General features: G+C 31.9%; 13 protein-coding genes. 11 read left to right on the top strand and 2 right to left on the bottom strand.

What is annotated here, in order from left to right; genetic code table 11:
- Positions 1 to 198: 198 nt before the first annotated feature.
- The 3 genes from V9L05_RS04795 (at position 199) to V9L05_RS04785 (ending at position 8,763) form a co-directional block, all read left to right on the top strand.
- On the top strand, positions 199 to 3,597 hold the full coding sequence (locus V9L05_RS04795) for a two-component regulator propeller domain-containing protein (RefSeq protein WP_338814582.1): 3,399 nt from the start codon (positions 199 to 201) through the stop codon (positions 3,595 to 3,597).
- 497 nt (positions 3,598 to 4,094) lie between these two features.
- Positions 4,095 to 7,283, top strand: coding sequence for a TonB-dependent receptor (locus V9L05_RS04790; protein ID WP_338814581.1), 3,189 nt, complete (start codon positions 4,095 to 4,097; stop codon positions 7,281 to 7,283).
- A 28-nt stretch (positions 7,284 to 7,311) separates the two neighbouring features.
- A complete protein-coding gene (locus V9L05_RS04785; protein ID WP_338814580.1) occupies positions 7,312 to 8,763 on the top strand; it encodes a RagB/SusD family nutrient uptake outer membrane protein in 1,452 nt (483 codons plus the stop codon).
- Between the two features lie 136 nt (positions 8,764 to 8,899).
- On the opposite strand, the gene V9L05_RS04780 is transcribed toward V9L05_RS04785, so the two are convergent.
- Both V9L05_RS04780 and V9L05_RS04775 read right to left on the bottom strand, forming a co-directional pair.
- Positions 8,900 to 9,895 (bottom strand): hypothetical protein, encoded by a 996-nt coding sequence (locus tag V9L05_RS04780; protein WP_338814579.1) that lies wholly within the window; start codon positions 9,893 to 9,895, stop codon positions 8,900 to 8,902.
- A gap of 52 nt (positions 9,896 to 9,947) precedes the next feature.
- Positions 9,948 to 10,727: a septal ring lytic transglycosylase RlpA family protein gene (locus tag V9L05_RS04775; protein WP_338814578.1), complete on the bottom strand. Its 780-nt coding sequence runs from the start codon at positions 10,725 to 10,727 to the stop codon at positions 9,948 to 9,950.
- Positions 10,728 to 10,987: 260 nt separating this feature from the next.
- Here V9L05_RS04775 and V9L05_RS04770 point away from each other — a divergent pair, with 260 nt between their 5' ends.
- The 8 genes from V9L05_RS04770 (at position 10,988) to V9L05_RS04735 (ending at position 19,976) form a co-directional block, all read left to right on the top strand.
- Positions 10,988 to 11,311 (top strand): DUF3817 domain-containing protein, encoded by a 324-nt coding sequence (locus V9L05_RS04770; RefSeq protein WP_338814576.1) that lies wholly within the window; start codon positions 10,988 to 10,990, stop codon positions 11,309 to 11,311.
- A 12-nt stretch (positions 11,312 to 11,323) separates the two neighbouring features.
- Complete coding sequence (locus tag V9L05_RS04765) at positions 11,324 to 11,683, top strand: hypothetical protein (protein ID WP_338814575.1); 360 nt, start codon at positions 11,324 to 11,326, stop codon at positions 11,681 to 11,683.
- A gap of 66 nt (positions 11,684 to 11,749) precedes the next feature.
- A complete protein-coding gene (locus tag V9L05_RS04760; protein WP_338814574.1) occupies positions 11,750 to 13,438 on the top strand; it encodes an amidase family protein in 1,689 nt (562 codons plus the stop codon).
- 98 nt (positions 13,439 to 13,536) lie between these two features.
- Entirely contained in the window at positions 13,537 to 14,214 is a 678-nt protein-coding gene (sdaAB, locus tag V9L05_RS04755; RefSeq protein ID WP_338790067.1) for an L-serine ammonia-lyase, iron-sulfur-dependent subunit beta, read from the top strand.
- A gap of 100 nt (positions 14,215 to 14,314) precedes the next feature.
- Positions 14,315 to 15,715: a DUF4403 family protein gene (locus V9L05_RS04750; protein ID WP_338814573.1), complete on the top strand. Its 1,401-nt coding sequence runs from the start codon at positions 14,315 to 14,317 to the stop codon at positions 15,713 to 15,715.
- Between the two features lie 60 nt (positions 15,716 to 15,775).
- The gene (locus V9L05_RS04745) at positions 15,776 to 16,168 is read left to right on the top strand and encodes a T9SS type A sorting domain-containing protein (RefSeq protein ID WP_338814572.1); all 393 of its coding nucleotides are present in this window, start codon (positions 15,776 to 15,778) and stop codon (positions 16,166 to 16,168) included.
- A gap of 457 nt (positions 16,169 to 16,625) precedes the next feature.
- Positions 16,626 to 18,557 (top strand): molecular chaperone DnaK, encoded by a 1,932-nt coding sequence (dnaK, locus tag V9L05_RS04740; protein ID WP_338790070.1) that lies wholly within the window; start codon positions 16,626 to 16,628, stop codon positions 18,555 to 18,557.
- Between the two features lie 375 nt (positions 18,558 to 18,932).
- Positions 18,933 to 19,976: an IS630 family transposase gene (locus V9L05_RS04735; protein ID WP_338813962.1), complete on the top strand. Its 1,044-nt coding sequence runs from the start codon at positions 18,933 to 18,935 to the stop codon at positions 19,974 to 19,976.
- Positions 19,977 to 20,040 lie beyond the last annotated feature (64 nt).

Below are 20,040 nucleotides of genomic sequence, written 5' to 3'. Positions count from 1 at the left end.
AACTCAAAACAGAAATAACGTTTGTTTATTTAAGGTTATTGATTTTTGAGAAAAGAAATTACACAGAAATTATAAAATTTATGGTTTAGTAGTGGATTTTTACCATTATTTTAAGCAACTTTGTCTGTTGAGAAGTTTATTAACTTCAAGATAAAGATATTTGCTTTCTATATCATTCATTTTTCTGCTTTTACTTTTTTGAATACTTATAAAGAAAATATAATTTTTACTCTAAAAACTCCTTATAGAACACTCTTTTTAAAACACAAGTTTTCAAAACGTTTCTTGACGATTTTGTATTCTATGGTTTTTATAATGAGTTGTTTTGCTTTGCAGAGTATATTTTCTACTTCGTATGCACAAAGCAATATGTCTTTTGAGCATATCACTATTGATGAAGGACTTTCTCAAAATACACCTAATATTTTCTTTCAAGATTCTCGTGGCTTGCTTTGGATAGGCACACAGGATGGACTTAATATGTACGATGGAATAAAATTTCATCATTACAAACGAGCTGTCGATGATGTAAATTCTATTTCGGATAATCTTATTCTTTGTATTACAGAAGATAAAAAAGGAAATATATGGATAGGAACTGAAGGTGGCTTGAATGTTTTTGATTTTTCCAAACAGCATTTTACTAGATACAGAAACAATCCAATTGATGAGACCAGTATTATCAGCAATACTATTCGTTCGCTTCACTGCGATAAAAATGGAGAAATTTGGGCAGGAACAGATGAAGGGCTAGTTCATTTTATGGAAGATTCCAAAACTTTTGAAGTTTTTAGAGAAAAGAATCTTGATGAGTGTATTGTTCGTTGTTTTTTAGAAGATAAAAATGGAACATTATGGGTAGGAACCAATGCAGGTTTAGCAGCCTTTGATAGAAAAACAAAACAATTTGAAAAACGAGGATTTAAGCGAGATGCTATCAATGGGATAGTAATAGATAATACAGGTAATATTTGGGCAGGTGGAGCATCAGGACTCTTTAAGAGAACTTTCTTAACTTCAAATTATATAGATGTCGTTCAAAATAGATATTTAACTATTAACAATGTTTTTTTGGATAGTAGAGGATTGCTTTGGCTCATGACAAACGATGGCTTGCAGTATCTAAAACCTTGGCAGAGTTCTCCTCGTCTACGTGTTATTCGTTCTCGTAATACAGACCCTTCTAGTCTTTCTTCGAATGATATTTTGGCTATGTTTGAAGATCAAGCAGGTATTTTTTGGATTGGTACAAATGGCTATGGCATCAACAAGTTTGACAAAAATAGAATAAAGTTTGATACCTATACAGTATCTCGGACAGGGTTGAGCGATAATACAGTACGTAGTGTTTTAGAAGACCATCATGGTATTCTTTGGATAGGAACAATACAAGGACTAAATAAATATAAAGAAGGAATGGAGCAGGTTTCTGTTATAGGAATTATGGCTAGAAAAGGAATTTATGCTTTATATGAAGATAATAAAAATCAAGTTTGGGTAGGAACAGTTGAAGACGGACTTTATGTATTTGATAATAATCAGTCTAGTTTGGGAGCAAATTTTAAAAAACGATTTACTACAAAAACTACAAAAGGACTTTTAAGTAATTCTATTCGTGCAATTTATCAAGATAAAGCTGGAACAGTTTGGATAGGAACAGATAAAGGAGGTCTTTCAAGATATGATGAAAAAACAAACTCATTTAAAGCCTTTGTTAATGAACCAAATGTTCCTAGTTCCTTGTCCAACAATAGAGTAAGAGGTATTTATGAAGATTCAGAAGGTACTTTATGGGTAAGTACTTATGGTGGTGGACTCAATAAATTTGATTCAAAAAATGAGATTTTTTCTGCCTATAAGAGTGATGTAAATGATAAATATAGTATCAGTACAAACCGAGTATATCCTGTTTATGAAGATGACAGAAATCATTTTTGGGTCTTGACCTATGGTGGAGGACTAAATTCTTTAGACAGAAAAAGTGGGAAGTTTAGACATTTTACAGAAGAGGACGGACTTCCAAACAATGTATTATATGGAGTCTTAGAAGACTCTAAAAAGAATTTATGGTTTAGTACAAATAGAGGAATTAGTAAATTTACACCTTCAGATACTACTTTTGTTAATTTTGGGGTAGAAGATGGATTACAAGCTAATGAGTTTAATTCAGGTGCTTATGCAAAAGGAAAATCTGGAATGATGTATTTTGGTGGAATCAATGGGCTTAATTATTTCCATCCTGACAGTATACAAGGAAATAGTTATGTCGCACCTATTTTATTTACTGACTTTCAAGTCAATAATAAGAAAGTAGAAATTGGAGATAGTAGTATTATTCAAAATCATATTTCTCTTGTAGAAAAAATACAGCTTAATTATAATCAAAACTCTTTTTCCTTTTTCTTTGCTTCTTTACATTACTCTTTTCCTCAAAGAAATAAATACAAATATAAGTTAGAAGGATTTGATGCTGATTGGATAGAGTCTGATAGAGGAGAAGCACAGTATACTAATTTAGATGCAGGTAATTATACTTTTTTGGTAAAAGGCTCTAACTCAGATGGAGTGTGGAATGAAAAACCTATTTCTGTTGAAATTTCTATCACAGCAGCTTGGTATAATAAAATTGAAGCAAAAATTGCTCTTGGAGTAATTATTCTTTTAATTCTCTATTTAATTTATAGATGGAGAATATGGCGAGTAGAACAAAAGAAAAGACAGCTAGAAGAAAAAATTGCATTACGTACTCAAGAACTTACTAAAGAAAAAGAAAAAGTAGAAGAGCAAAATACACTAATAGAATCAGCTAATAAAAAAATAACAGATTCCATTCGCTATGCACAACGTATTCAAGATGCTATTATCCCTTCAGAAGAAGAAATGGTAGATGCTTTCACAGAACATTTTGTGCTTTTTCAACCTCGTGATATTGTAAGTGGAGATTTTTATTGGGCTTGGAAAAAGAATGGTACAAGTCAGTTTGCTGTTGTAGATTGTACAGGTCATGGTGTTCCAGGGGCAATTATGTCTGTTGTTGGCTTTGCTATGCTTGAACAGACCACAAAAGTCAAACAAATCAATGAACCAGCCAAAATTCTAACTGAAATGAATTCAGGAATTGTAGATTGGTTGAAGCAAAATGAAGGAAATGTTTTGCACGAAACAGGAAAAATGTGGAAAAGCCGTGATGGGATGGATATGTCAATGATTAGCTTAGATAAAGCAAATCGTAAAATAGTATTTTCAGGTGCAAAAAACTCTTTATTTTATACTGAAAATGGAAAAATCAAAGAAGTAAAGGGAGATAGATTTTCTATTGGTGGAACTCTGCTCAAACAAAAACAAAAAACATTTACAGACAAATATATTAGCCTTCAGAAAAATGACATGGTTTATCTTACTACTGATGGGTTTTTGGATCAGTTTGGGGGAGAGGATAGTAAAAAATTCTCTAAGAAACGTTTCATAGGCTTGTTAGATAAAATACAACACCTACCTCTTCAAGAACAGCAAAAGAAGCTACAAGAAAGCTTTGTACATTGGCAAGGACTGCAACGCCAAATTGATGATGTACTTGTAATTGGGATACGAATGTAAATAGCACTTCTACGTTAGTATTTTAATATAATAGGTCAACAAATATACTAGTAATCCTTTCTATATATAAGTGTATTAATAGTTTGATAAACAGTGAATTACACAATTTAAATACCTCTTTGGTAATTATTTTTATAAAATTCTGTGAAAATCATTTTGTCTTAATATAAATTTTGACTTAATTGCGTTCAGAAAAATTACCTTTTGTTAAAGAATATAAGAGAGTATCTTGAAGAAAAAAGCATATTTTAAATAAAAATGAATTATTTTAATTGTTTTTTATTTAAAATTTCTTATCTTAGTAGTCCCTTCAGTTCTAAAATAACAATACAGCTATTTTTCCTGCTTAATTTATGATAATTAGTTATTATAACTCATTTTAGATTTATCAGATATTAGAGATAAATTCAAATGTTTTATTTAGATAACTATCAAAATAAATATACCCTCCGAAAATTAATTTTTAAATTTTTCATTAACAAATAATCAATTTACTCATGAAGAGAAAATTATTACTTAGTATGATGTTGATGTTCTTGCTTGTTAGTTCAGCATGGGCACAACGAACAATTACAGGTACTGTAACTTCTGAAGAAGGATCATTACCAGGTGCTACAATTCAAATCAAAGGAACAACACAAGGTACACAAACTGACATGGAAGGAAAGTATACTCTTACTGTTCCAGAAGGAAGTGATGTACTTGTATTTAGTTTTGTAGGCTTTACTGCCAAAGAAGAAACAATTGGTAACCGTACAGTTATTGATGTTGTTTTGACAGAAGGTGATGCACTTAGTGAAGTAGTAGTAACTGCTTATGGAACTCAAAAAAGAGAAGCTCTAACAGGATCAATTTCTGAAGTTAGTGCAAAACAAGTTTCTGACCTTCCAAGTGGAAACGTACTTCAAGGACTTAATGGTAAAGTTGCTGGTGTTCAAATTATTCAACAAAGTGGACAACCAGGTAGTTCTCCAACAATTCGTTTTAGAGGAATTGGCTCAATTAATGCTTCATCAGACCCTCTTTATGTAGTAGATGGAGTTCCTTTTTATGGAGATATAAATACTATCAATAACCAAGATATTGAAAGTATTGTATTCCTTAAAGATGCTTCTGCTGCTGCTCTTTACGGAAGTAGAGGTGCAAATGGTGTAATTATCCTTACTACTAAAAAAGGAAAGAATAATAAAGTACGTGTTACTTTTGACACTCGTATAGGTATTTCTACTAGAGGTATTGCAGATTATAATGTAATCACAGATCCAGCTAAATATTATGAAGCTCGTTTTCAAGCAATTCGTAATGATTTAATTTTAGCAGGAGAAAGTGCTGCAGATGCTTCTTCACAAGCTTCTGAATTTCTTATTACAGACACTGATGGTGTATTAGGTTATCCATTGGGTTATAATGTATATGATGTGGCTGATAATCAAGTAATTGACCCTACTACTGGAAAGTTAAACTCTAGTGCTAATTTACTATACCAAGAAGATTGGTCTGATGAATTATTCCAAACTAATAGTACATATTTACAATCTTATGTGTCGTTAGCTGGTGGTAGTGATGCTACTGACTATTATGTTTCATTAGGATATGATGATAATATCGGATATATCATCAACTCTGGTTTTGAACGTTATACAGGAAAAATGAGAGTAAATACAAAAGTTAATAAGTATATTGACTTAGGTGCAAATATCAATTACTCTTATACTTCACAACGCAATGTAGATGGAGACGGAACAACTGCTTTTAGTAATCCTATTAGTTTTGCTCGTAATATTGCTCCTATTTACCCAGTATATGCTTATGTAGATGGACAACAAGTAAATGACGCTAACGGAAATCCTTTGTATGATGATGGTACAGGTAGAGTTACAGGAGTTGCTCGTCCATATGCATCATTACAGAATCCAGTAGCTACTGCACAACTAGATGTAAATCGCAATAACAATAACAATGTTTTTGGTACTACATATGCTAAAGTAAATTTCACAGACTACTTAAACTTTACTTATAATGTTGCTGTTGATTTGAGAGATAGAGCTATCACAGAATTTGATACGCCTCAATATGGTGATGCAGCAGGTGATGTGAATGGTCGTTTGAATGAGTATGCTATTCGTAATCTCAATGTTACGCAACAACAAATACTTAATTTTGACAAGTCTTTTGACTTACACAACATAACAGCACTTTTAGGACACGAGTATAACTCTCTTAATTTCCGTTATTTACAAACTCATAAAACTAATTTCCTTTTACCAGAAGAGCCTATTATGGACTTTGGTGCAAATATTCAAGGTGTAAATGGTTTTGAGCAAGATTATAACGTAGAAGGTTATTTTGCTAGAGTAATGTATGATTATAATGAGCGTTATTATTTCAATGCAAGTTTCAGAAGAGATGGTTCTTCTGTTTTTGCTCCTGAAAATCGTTGGGGTAACTTCTATGGACTAGGTGCTGCTTGGAGACTTTCTCAAGAAGAGTTTTTGGCAGGTGTAACTTGGTTGAATGAGCTTAAATTAAAAACAAGTTATGGAGAGCAAGGAAATGATAACCTTCTTTATCCAAGTGATACAAGAAAAAGTGGCTACTATGCTAACAGAAATTTCTATCCATATAGAGATCAGTTCCAAGTTGTTCCAAGTGATGGAGCATTATCTGTTCAGTTGGCTTTCTTAGGAAATAAAAATATTTCTTGGGAAGTAAACAGAAATTTTAATGTTGGCTTTGACTTAGCTGCTTTCAAAAATCGCTTAAATGTAAATGTAGAATATTTTACTCGTACTGTGTCTGATATGCTTTTTGATACACCACTTCCTTTATCTACAGGAAATCCATCTTTTCCAGAAAATGTTGGTGATATGGTAAACAGAGGTATTGAACTATCTATGAGTGGAGATGTATTGAAGACCAAAGATTTTTCTTTAGGAATTTCTGTAAATGCAACACATTTTCAAAATGAAATTACTCGTCTTCCTCAAGAATTTATTGATGATAGTCAGTTCCGTTTAGAAGAAGGACGTTCTAGATATGAATATTTCTTGAGAGCATATGCTGGATATAATCCTGAGAATGGTAACACAATGTGGTACAAAGATGTTCTTGGTGATGATGGAGAGCCAACTGGTGAACGTGAAACGACAGAATTATATGCTGAAGCAACAGAATACTTTACAGGAGAAGATGCTATTCCAGATGTATATGGTGGTTTTGCATTTGATTTTAGATATAAATCATTTGATTTGGGTCTAAATTTTGCTTATCAAATAGGTGGAAAAGGTTATGATGGAGTATACTGGGGACTTTATGATATGACTTCTTTAGCTGGTAGTAATATTGTTGATGAAGCATATGGCAATACTTGGACTCCAGAGAATACAACAGCTGAATACCCTAGATTAAGTGCAAGTTCGGCTCCTAATAACTATGATCCTTCTGATGTATATTTAGTAGATGCAAGTTATTTGAGTTTACAAAATGTTAGTTTAGGCTATACTTTTGATAAATCAATTACTAGTAAGTTAAAGGTAGCTTCTTTGAGAGTATTTGCACTTGCTAATAATGTAGGGATTCTTTCGGCTAGACAAGGATATGATCCTAGACTAAGTCTTACAGGTACAAGTTCTAATGAGTTTAGTATCATGAGAACAATGACCTTTGGTTTGAATGTGCAATTTTAAATGTTCAACTTTAAACTTTAATTAAATTATGAAAAAGTGGATAACACTAGCGATTCTGGCAGTAGGTTTTACTAGCTGTGCAGAAGACGCTTTAGACACAGAAAATAAAGAATTCGTAGCTCAAGAACAATTACAAGCTTTAGCAGCGAATCCAGAATCATTACTTACTTATACAAATTCTGTTGAGGATGGTACTAATTCTTTTCTTAGACAATATAAAACATATCAAGGTACAACAAGCTCATCTCACGATGATTATGGACAAAAATCCATTGAGTTCGGTCTTGATTTAATGTCTAATGATGCGACAATGCTCGTAAATCAATGGGCAAGTGGGTATTATACATATACAGGTAGAGTACAAGAAAGCAGAATAACTACTAAAGTATGGAATTTTTACTATACAGTAATTAGAGATGCTAATCTTATTTTGGCTACTACACCTGCTGATATTGAATCACAAGAACTTCGTTATACTAGAGGTAGATTATTAGCTTTAAGAGGTTTTTCTTATTTCAATCTTATTCGTTTGTATGCTGATGGTGAAAAAGGTATTCCTTTGAGAACTTTAGAAGCTAATCAAGATGAAAGAGTAGCAACTTCAGTAATTGTGGCTCAAGCAAAAGCTGACTTAGAAGAGGCATATGACCTTTTGGGTGGTTTTGCTAGAACATCTAAAGTTCAAATAGATCAAAATGTAGTAGCAGGTATTTTAGCTAGATACTATCTAGAATATGGGAATTATGCTCAAGCAGCCACTATGGCTAGACAAGCATATAACTCAGCTGCTCCTGACACAGAAGCAACCTTGTTAGATGGTTTTGATGAGATTACAAGTCCTTCTTGGATTTGGGGTGCAGAAATTACAGCTATTACTTCTGGTATTTATGCTTCTTTCTTCTCTCAAGTAGGTACGCTTAATCCAGGTTATGCAGGACTATTGGGACACTATAAAGCTATAGACAAGCGTCTTTATGATAAACTTTCACCAACAGATATACGTACACAAAACTGGTTTGCAGAGCCAGGTAATGCAGATTATCCTGCCTATGTAAACTTTAAGTTTGTGGATGCAACTTTCTTTGAAGGTGATTATGTATTTATGCGTACAGCAGAAATGTTACTTATTGAAGCAGAAGCAAAAGCTCTTAATGGAGATAATGCGGGTGCACAAGCAGTATTATCTGAGTTTATGGCAGTAAGAGATCCTCAATATACTGCTTCTAGTAATGTAAATAACAGTGTATTGGATATGATTCGTACTCAAAGAGGAATTGAACTTTGGGGTGAAGGTTTTGCATTCTATGATATGAAACGTTGGAACAATGCTTTAGTACGTGATTATCCAGGTAGTAACCACCCTGCATTTGGTAAGAATTTAAACTATCCAGCTAACTCACCTAAATTCCAATTACAAATTCCTATAGCTGAGCTTAATGCAAATCCGTCTATTAACGCTGCTGATCAAAATGCTCAATAAAAATAAGTAAAACTTATTTGTTTGATCAATAGAAGTATTTTAGGACAAAAAGTAGATCAAAAAACTACTAAGAATTCACTTTCTTAGTAGTTTTTTTAGTTATATACAAGCCGTTTTTTTTGTGTCTTAAACTCTGTTATTTCCTATGTAGAATATAAAAGCGACGATATAAGGTAATATATATTTCGTCGTTATTAGTTTTTGCAATGGTAAAAGATTCATTCCTTTTACCATTTTTTATTAAAAATATATTATAGAAAATTAATTCCTTTCTAACTTTCTGTAGTTCTTTTATCTCTTTATAAAATTGTGTTGTCAAGCGTTTGGGTTGCTTATTATTGAATGTAGAAACAAAACTATACTCCCAATAATATTTCGCATTTGGGAATGATCTTGCCGAAGAAATATTATACAAATAATTCTCATTATTTATTTTGACTGAATCCTTTGTAAACTGTATGAGTAAAGTGTCTATTTGATATTTTGAGTATCCACTTGTATCAATTTGATTAGACTTGTTAGCATACCAAGTTCCATATATTTCTTTTAAGGTTGTATCAGAGGTAGTCCACTTTATACAGTAATTGCATCCTAAAGGTAGGTTTATATTAAAATCAATAGGAGGGTACTCAAATACTTTCAAGAAAAGTTCTATAATATATTTTGCTCTGTGTGCATAAGCATTTTCCATCTTCAACCAAACTACTCTGTTCGAATCAACAAAAATATGATTTGGTTTCTTATTTATACCAAAATCACTAACAAATTCTATTGTCATTAGCTCATTGAAATAATCTGTCGCTTCTTCTTCTGTATCAAAAACATACACACTAAAAGGAACAAGTTGCTTATGAAAATAATCAACATTATTTTCATTGATTATTGTATCAGTGTTGATATTAAATTTGTAGTCTTTTCTTCCCCAACCAAATGTTTGGAAATATGAGTTGATAGAATCGCCATATTCTTTCAACTTTTCATAGCGATAAGGATTTATTTCTTGCTTTGCCACAGTATCATTAACTAAAACAGTATCAATAATTGCATTAGTTTTCTTAGATATTTTTTCTACATTTCCACCGTTTTCTACTCTTGTATTACAAGAAAACAAACAAATTAGCCATAACAGCAAAAATGTAGATTTAAACTTAATCTTGCCGTTGTCGGTGGGACACCGACAACTATCAATCATTGAAATGTGCCTTAGGAAAACACCCTCTAAAACCTTTTGAATCTAATGTTTTGGCAAAGTCTCCTGCTTGTGTAGCATTCATATCTCCTACTGAAACTCTAAAAAGACGTTGCGAACGGTTCTCTGTCCAACTGACACGAATATAAACTTCATCAAAACCTGCTTCCATTGCATCTTTTCCTTTTTGTACAGCATTTTTCAAGTCTCTATAACTTCCAATCTGTACACCAAAATCTTCTGGGTATTTTTCTGTTCCCCAAATACTATAAATTCTAGGAAGATATTTATTTTTCTTTTGGGCTTTCTTGATATTAACTTTTCTGCGTGGTTTTCTTTTGCCTTTTTGTGTTTCCGAACCTTGTGGAGAAAGTGTTTCGCCATCTGCACCTGCACGTAAAAGACGAATTTCTATATCTACTACACCATCACGAACCATATCTAACTTTTTAGCTGTAGCATAAGAAAGATCAATGATTCTACCAGGTTTGAAAGGACCTCGGTCGTTTACTCGTACGATAGCTGTTTTACCATTGTTTTTGTTGGTCACTTCTACCAAACTATTAAATAATATTTTCTTGTGGGCTGCTGTTGCATCATACATATTGTATTTTTCGCCACTTGCTGTAGGTCTGCCGTGAAATTTTGTTCCGTAATAAGACGCTTTTCCGTTTTGTGTATAACCTAGTTTCTGATAATCGTATTCGTTTGTTCCACTCAATTGCAATAATGCAAAAGGCACAACAGCACAGTAAAAAATGTGTTTTAACTTCATAAAAACAGTAAGGAGATGGAATTTTGGATAGAATATTTTTGCTAAAAAAGAATAAATTAAGTCTATGAATCACTTATATTCTATTTTAGGAGGAATTAGTTATGCTAATTAGTGATTTTTAAAGAAATTTGCAATTTTAAAACGCTTATTTTTGTATTCTATTTCATACAAATTGGCTAAAAGTGCTACATTTTATAAAAAACCTCATTTTTAGCCTATTCATCAATCAATATTTCACTATAATTAACACTATCTAATTCATGAAAAATCCTAAAACGACAAAATTAGACTCTAAACTACTTCAATTTTTACGTATTCTTGGTGTGGTAGAAGGAATTTCTTTTCTAGTTATTCTTTTCGTTACAATGCCTCTCAAATATATTTGGGAAATGAGAGAACCTAATCAGATTGTTGGGATGGCACATGGAGTTTTATTTATTGCTTACTGTGTTTTAGTTGTAATTGTAGGTTATAGATTCAAATGGAAACTACTTACCATTTTTTGGGCGTTGTTGGCTTCTATTATTCCTTTTGGAACTTTTGTAGCTGATAAGAAAATTTTTAAAGAAGAGCAGAATATTTAATAATAAAACTTTATGGCTTATCAATTAGATTTAGAAAGAGGATTTTTACACCTAAATTTATTCTATCAAGATGATACAGAATTCATTGAAGAACACGACGAAATTTTTGATAAAATTCAAGGCTTAGATGCTATTAGCTTATCTAAATTTGAAATAAGAATAAACGAAGTAGATAATGCAATAAAAAATGTAAAGGATATTCTGTTTCTCTTGTTAGTTAATATTTTAGCAGAAATAGAAACAATCTCAAAAAATAAATTTCCTGCTACTGTTTTTTGGTGCTACAAAAATGAAGAAGAATTAGAAATGGGTAACGAAATAAATGATGTTCTTGATGAAAATGTAAAATTTGAATTTATAAAAGTAACCTAAACTTTTCTCTAAAAAACGTAACTTTCAAAGTATTCTACAAATCTCCCTTTACAACCTCAAAAAAATATGAAATATACAGTCTTATTCCTTTTATTATTTGTCTTTGCGTGTCAGTCCTCTGACCAAAAAAACGAAGAAAAAAACGAAACTACTTCTGAAATTATAGAAACAACCTTTACTATTTCACAATGGAAATCCTACGATGAATCTGAAGAAATTGCTCAAAATGCTGCTCACGAATCATCACGAATGCAGTACAAACTCATTCAATCTAAAATTTTAGATAAAAATGATATTTGGAAAAACGTAGCTCCTCAAATCAGTAATTTTTCAGAAGAAGAATATCAAAAACTAAAACCTTTGATTTTGGAACAAAATATTCCAACTATTCAAAATCATATTAAAGAAGGTAATTTAAGTTATGAAAAACTGGTGCAATGGTATTTGTACAGAATTGTAAAATACGAAAACGATAGAGAAACTTCTCTTCACACTATTATTTCTATCAATCCAAATGCAGTAGAAGAAGCTAAAGAAAAAGATAAATCAAAAGACAATCAGAACCATGCTATTTTTGGAATGCCTATCTTACTAAAAGATAATATCAATTTTGATAAGCTACCAACAACAGCAGGAGCAGAAGCACTCAAAAATAATATGACTTCAAATGCTTTTATAGTAGAGCGCATACAAGAAAAAGGAGGAATTATTTTGGGAAAAGTAAATCTAAGCGAGTGGGCAAATTATTTACACGATAATGGACCTAATGGATATAGTGCAATCGGTGGACAAACGCTAAATCCTTATGGAAGAAAACAATTTGATACAGGTGGTTCTAGTGCAGGAAGTGGAACATCAGTAGCTGCAAATTACGCTGTTGCAGCAGTTGGAACAGAAACAGCAGGTTCTATTTTGTCGCCAGCTAGTTCAACTAGTGTTGTTGGTTTGAAGCCTACTATAGGTCTTTTGAGTAGAGGTGGAATTGTTCCTATTTCTAGTATGCTAGACACACCAGGTCCAATGACAAAAAATATTATTGATAATGCTATTTTATTATCTGCAATGATAGGCGAAGATGCAAAAGATAGCGTAACAAAAGGACAAACAGCACAAACAAAATACAATCAGAATTTAGAAATAGATTTGAAAGGAATGCGTTTTGGTGCAAACAAAGCATTTATGGAGGATTCTCTTTATCTTTCTATGATTGAAAAAGTAAAATCTTTGGGAGCAGAGGTAGTAGAGTTTTCGTTTGATGAGATGAATTTTGATGATTTTCTGCAACTTTTAAATGCTGATATGAAGCGAGATTTGCCTTCTTATTTTCAAAATTATGCAGGAAATTCTATTTCGTTTACTTCGGCAAAAGATATTGTAGCATATAATCTTCAAGATACTTTGGTTCGTATTCCGTATGCACAAGCTCGTTTTGATGGAATTGTGGCAGACAAAACTTCTGATGAAGAATTAGAAAAATTGAAAGTTCGTATGAATACAGAAGCAATCAATCTTTTTGAAAAACCAATAAAAAAATTAAATCTTGATTGTATTTTGTCTATCAATAACTGGAATGCTGCTGAAGCTGCACTCGCAAAATATCCTTGTTTGACTCTTCCAATGGGTTACAGAGCTACTGGAGAGCCTGCTGGAATTACGCTCATTTCTCGTCCTTTCGAAGAGCATAAATTACTGCAAATTGGCTTTGTAATCGAAGAGACTACAAAAAGCAGAAAGCTACCTAAGGGATATAATTGATTAGGGCAACCTATAAAGTAATTTCTATTTCAGGACTAGACATAATTTTGTAGTTTTAGATAAATAAACACACAACACAAAAAATAAATAATAAAACAATGGCAACAGAAAAAAGTAGTATTTTTGATATGATAGGTCCTATCATGATTGGTCCTTCTAGTTCACATACAGCAGGTGTGGTTCGTCTTGGTCTTGCAGCTATCGATATTTTGGGAGCTATTCCAGAAGAAGCCGAAATTATTTTTTATAATTCTTTTGCTCGTACTTACGAAGGTCATGGAAGCGATAGGGCTGTTATTGCAGGACTTTTAGGTTTTGCAACTGATGATATTCGTATCAAAACTTCTTTTGATGAAGCTAAAAAAAATGGATTGAAATACAATTTTCGTTCTGTAGGAAATGCCTCTACTTTTCATCCTAATTCTATTCGTTTCAAACTTAAGAAGGGAGAGCGAAATGTAGAAATACTAGGAATAAGCAGAGGAGGAGGATTAATAGAAATTGAAGAAGTAAACGGCTATAATGCAGGATTTACGACAGGACTTTTTACACTTCTTATATTTGCAGAAGATAAAACAGGAAGTATCGCATTTATTTCAAATATTCTTGCTAATGATGAATGTAATATTGCTACAATGAATGTTAGTAGAAAAGGAAAACGAGGAATTGCCTGCTTAGTGATTGAAATTGACTCAGAAATTCGTCCTTTATCATTAGAATATTTACGAAGTTTGCATTGGGTAAAAGAAGTCATTTATATGCTTCCTATAGAATAAATTTAAGCTAATTATAAAATTACTAATGAAATTGGGGTTCTGTATTCTATCAAAAAAACAAAGTCAATATTCTGTATTGATACTATTTTCTGTATTGACTTTGTTTCTAAGCTTTAATCTTAGTTCTTGTAAAAATAGTAATGAAAATACAGCACCTGAAATTTTGCCCTTTGATGAAGCTATTGAACATCAAATTTCCTTTTTAGAAGTTCCTATAACTTTTCAAGTAGCGCAAATTGAGCAAAAAATAAATGAAGCCATCAAAGGAACGCTCTATGCAGATCAAAGTTTTGAGGATAAAAAAAGTGATGGCATTAAAATCAGAATCAAAAAGGTAGAAAACATCAAAATTTCTGTTAATAGTAATTTTATGTATTATTCTATTCCTATTCATGTTTGGGTAGAAAAAAGAATAATCAAAACTAAACTTTTTGGAAAAAAAATAGAGAAAAGTAAAGAAATAGATTTTTCGTTACGACTAAAATTTCATTCAGAAATAAATCTCAATAAAGATTGGAAGCTAGATACAAAAACAAGATATACAGGGATTGAATGGATAAAAAAACCAACATTTAAAGTATTAGGAGTTAATTTTGACTTAGCAGGGCTTTTAGAAAGTCAATTGCTACAGAAAAAGTCAGAACTAGAAAAAGTGATTGATAAAGCATCCTCAAACTTAAAAGTAATAGAAAAAGAGGTTAGTAAAATTTGGACAAAAATTCAAGAGCCAATCTTAGTAGAAAAAAAAGTAACAAATGGAACATGGCTTTTGGCAGAACCTATACAAATAGAAGCTAGTAAAATAGAAGGAAAAAATAAACAATTGTTTATTACTACTCGTCTAAAAACACTTTTACGAACTGTCGTCACTAAAAGAAAAGGAGAAAAACCAAAAGTAATCTTCAAAAAGTTACCTCTATTAAAGCAAAACAACTCTCTGTCTCATAACAACAATGACTTTGAATTGCATCTAAAAGGTGAGCTTCCTTATAAAGCTGTTAATGATTTATTAGATAAAAAAATAAAAGATACCATTTTAGTTATTCCAAATACAGATTATAAAATCAAAATTAAAGATGCTGAAATTTTTGGAAGTGGAAAAAAGCTATTTATGAAACTTACTGTAAAAGGTGATATAAATAGCACTATTTATTTGAATGCAATACCTCGTTTTGACTCGTTGAATAATTCACTTCATTTTGATAACTTTGATTATGATTTGCAGAGTGAAGAATATTTATTGTCGGTTGCAGATTGGATGCTCAAAACAACTGTCAAAGAAGAACTACAAAAATTACTTATTTTGCCAATGGATAATTATGTAAAACAATTACCTGATATTATTCAAACAGCACTCTCAAAAGGCAAAACGGGAAAAACAGCTTTGTTTGACTTACGAGAATTTGAGCTTTCACCTCGCTTTATTCAGATTGATAAAGACCACGTTCGTATCTATGTAAAAGCAACTGGAAAAGTAGGTATCGAAATTATCAAACTCTGATTTTTAGTGGTAAGTTGTAAGTAATAAATTATAAATAAAATTCTGAATCATACCTAAAAAATGAAAAAACTATTTGCTCTACTCATCTTATTATTGATTTATTTTCCTTCCTACTCACAATTTACAGGAGGTTCTGGAGGAGGTGCAGACAAAGCACAAATCAGAACAAGAACTATTCTATCCGTAGAAAATGAACAAGAAAAGGCATTTTTTGAACAAATAAAAATGACTTCTCAATCTAATTCTTTTTCAATAAAATGGAATGATAAAGTTAAACTACAACAGATAGAAATAATTGATATTTTAGGAAGAATACAAAAGATAGTTTCTATTTCAGAATTTCAAAAGTCTATTTCTATTTCATTTGATGGAACAAATAAAGCAAAAGGAATTTATTTTGTTCGCTTTAGAGATGGTGAGGGTAGATTTTTTAGTAAGAAGATTGTATTTTAATATTCTAACTTAATAAGCACAAATTCGTACAGTTATCAAAAAAAATCTTGATAAGAAACACCAAATATAAATAACTTACTCCGTCGAATCAAATAAGAAAAATAGAAAAACTGTCATTCAAAATAAAAAACAAAAGCCTAACTGTCTGATTTTAAGAAGTATAATTTTAGTTCTATCCTTCAATCTGTCACTTTGTCATTTTTTTTGTCATTCTTTTTGTTAAACTTCTATTTTTTGAGGTTGGTATATCTATTGTAAAATACTTGACATACAATTTAAAACAGAGTAATGAATCAAATAAAAATTCAAAACTCTTATTTTAAAAATTAAGGAATATCACTCCATTTTTTAATATATACTTAAATCACTAAATAGAAATTGATTTTGACTTGAACTACTGAACAGACTAAAGTCTATTCTACAAATTCAATCAAAATACAGAAAAAAACTAAAAGATATGGGAAAAATTATTGGAATCGACTTAGGAACAACCAACTCATGTGTATCTGTAATGGAAGGCAATGAGCCAGTAGTAATCACAAATAGTGAAGGAAAACGTACAACACCTTCAATTGTAGCTTTTTTAGATAATGGCGAGCGTAAAGTAGGAGATTCTGCAAAACGTCAGGCTATTACAAATCCAGAAAAAACGATTGCTTCTATCAAGCGTTTTATGGGAGACAGCTTTTCTCAAGTAGAAAAGGAAATGAAATATGTTGCTTACAAAGTAGTAAAAGGAGCAAACAATACGCCTCGTGTTAAGATAGACGAACGTGAATATACACCACAAGAAATTTCGGCTATGATTCTTCAAAAAATGAAGGCTACAGCAGAAGATTATTTGGGTACAACGGTTTCAGAAGCAGTAATTACTGTTCCTGCTTACTTCAACGATGCACAGCGTCAAGCGACAAAAGAAGCTGGAGAAATTGCAGGTTTGAAAGTTCGTCGTATCATTAACGAACCAACAGCAGCAGCTTTAGCTTACGGTCTTGATAAAAAAGAAAAAGACATGACTGTTGCAGTTTTTGACTTAGGTGGTGGTACTTTTGATATTTCTATCTTAGAATTAGGTGATGGCGTTTTTGAAGTAAAATCAACAAACGGAGATACTCACTTGGGTGGAGATGATTTTGACCAAGTTATTATCGGTTGGTTAGCAGACCAATTCCAAAACGATTATAATGTAGATTTGCGTAAAGACCCAATGGCTTTACAACGTTTGAAAGAAGCAGCAGAACGTGCAAAAATTGAACTTTCTAGCTCAACTCAAACAGAAATCAACTTGCCTTATATTATGCCGATTGACGGTGTTCCAAAACACTTGGTTACAACACTTTCAAGAGCTAAATTTGAGCAATTGACTGACGAATTAGTAAAAAGAACATTAGAGCCTTGTAAAGAAGCATTGAAAGATGCAGGTCTTTCAGCATCAGATATTGATGATGTAATCTTAGTAGGTGGTTCTACTCGTATCCCAAGAATCCAAGAAGAAGTAGAAAAATTCTTTGGCAAAAAACCATCAAAAGGAGTAAATCCTGACGAAGTAGTAGCATTAGGTGCAGCTATTCAAGGTGGTGTTTTGACAGGAGAAGTAAAAGACGTTTTATTATTAGACGTAACTCCTCTTTCTTTAGGAATCGAAACTATGGGTGGTGTAATGACAAAATTGATAGAGTCAAACACAACTATTCCTACTCGTAAATCACAAGTATTCTCTACGGCAGCAGATAATCAGCCGTCAGTAGAAATCCACGTTTTACAAGGAGAGCGTGCAATGGCAAAAGATAACAAAACGATTGGTCGTTTCCACTTAGATGGTATTCCACCAGCACCTCGTGGTATTCCACAAGTTGAGGTTACTTTTGATATTGATGCAAATGGTTTATTAAACGTATCTGCGAAAGATATGGCTAGTGGAAAAGAGCAAAAAATCCGTATTGAAGCTTCTTCTGGTCTTACAGATGCAGAAATCGAAAAAATGCGTCAAGAAGCTGCTGCAAATGCAAGCGAAGATCAAGCAGCAAAAGAAAACATTGAAACAATCAATAAGGCTGATTCAATGGTTTTCCAAACTGAGAAACAACTTAAAGAATACGGAGAGAAACTTTCTGAAGCCAACAAAACAGCTATCGAATCAGCATTGAAAGATTTACGCACTTCTCACGCAGAGAAAGATGTAGAGAAAATCAAAGTTGCTTTAGAAACATTGGAAGGTGCATGGGGTGCAGCTTCTCAAGAAATGTATGCTAATGCTGGTGGAAACCCAGAAGATCCAATGGGTGGTGCAGCAGGTCAGCAAACTGACGCTTCACAAGAGCCTTCTTCAGCAAATGCAGAAGACGTAACAGATGTAGATTATGAAGAAGTAGATTCTGAAAAGAAATAATCTGATAATCTCTTCAATTATATAGAAATTAACTCCTCTAAAGTTCTTTTGAATTTTAGAGGAGTTTTTGTTTATAAATTTAGCTTCTTCCAACTTTTTATCGAAATGACTCATTTTAGTTTAGCTGAGAAGCATGTTGTTCTCAAAACTGCATACAATATTCTATTAGAAAACTATGGTAAAATCAAACCTAATAATAAGAAATATATGGAAAGTAGTATGCCAATAAATCTAATCAAATCGATACTTTAGTTAAGCATTGTTGCAACAATCAGTTTGCTCTAAATACACTTTTTGATTTTTATATAGGCAAAAAAGCTATACTCATCCGTAATTAGATTTCAAAAATATCTAAATTTTGATTATTTTTAGCTTATGAATTTTCAACTTAGTATTTCTGAACGAGATATTTTAAAAGATTATCGTAAAAGTTCTTCAGGAAAGAAGGACTATATTCGTTGTACTGTTCTTTTAGGTCTTGACCAAGGTAAGTCAGCAAAGGAGTTGTCAGAGCTTTTAGGTGTTGATTTAAGTAGTGTTTATAATTATGTAAAAAGTTATAATTCCTGTGGTCTTTCTAGTTTTATTTCTTCTAATTATTTAGGTTTTTGGGGTAAGTTGGATAGTTTTGATTTGGCAGCTTTAGATAAAGAACTTCGTTCTCACTTGCATAAAAACTGCCAGTCTATTGCTTATTGGATAAAAGAAAATTTAGGTATTGATTACGCTATTAAAAGTCTTCCTAGTTTGATGAAACGTCTAGGTTTTTCTTATAAAAAGACAAAAACAGTTCCTGCTAAAGCTGATAAAGAACTTCAAACTCACTTTATAGAAGATATAGAGGCTTTGATAGAGCGTTTAGATTCAGAAAATGCTGTTCTACTCTACGCAGATGCTGTTCATCCTCAATGGAATACCCGAAGTAATTATGCTTGGATTCCAATAGGAGAGGAAAGAGAAATTAAAAGTAGTAGTGGTAGAAAGCGCATAAATTTGACAGGTACAGTAAACATTCAAAATCCAAGCGATATACTCATTAGTGAATCAGAAACAGTTGATTCAGAGAGTGTAAGAGAATTTTTAGATAAAGTAGAAGCAGCGTATTTAGATAAAAGCAAGGTGTATATGGTCTTAGACCAAGCCTCCTATTTCAAATCTTATTTGGTGCAAGACTGGGTATATGGCTCTAAAATAGAACTCATTTACTTGCCTGCCTACTCGCCTAATTTAAACTTAATTGAAAGACTTTGGAAGTTGATGAGAAAGAAAATAATTGATTATGAATACTACAATACATTTGAAAAATTTAGGACTAATGTCCTTGCATTTTTTGAATATATCGTTGATTATAAAGATGAGCTAGAAACACTTTTAGCCCCTAATTTTCACGTCCAATTTTCGAAAACCAATTTCTATTGAGTATATCAAAATCACAAATTTTGATCTAAAATGAATTATAAAATGCTAGTTTTTTCAAATACTG

Origin of the sequence: Bernardetia sp. Wsw4-3y2, from assembly GCF_037126295.1 — a bacterium.
In the GTDB taxonomy this organism is placed as follows: Bacteria; Bacteroidota; Bacteroidia; order Cytophagales; family Bernardetiaceae; genus Bernardetia.
The sequence above is the reverse complement of the archived record's forward strand: the minus strand, read 5'-3'. Positions and strand labels throughout refer to the sequence as shown.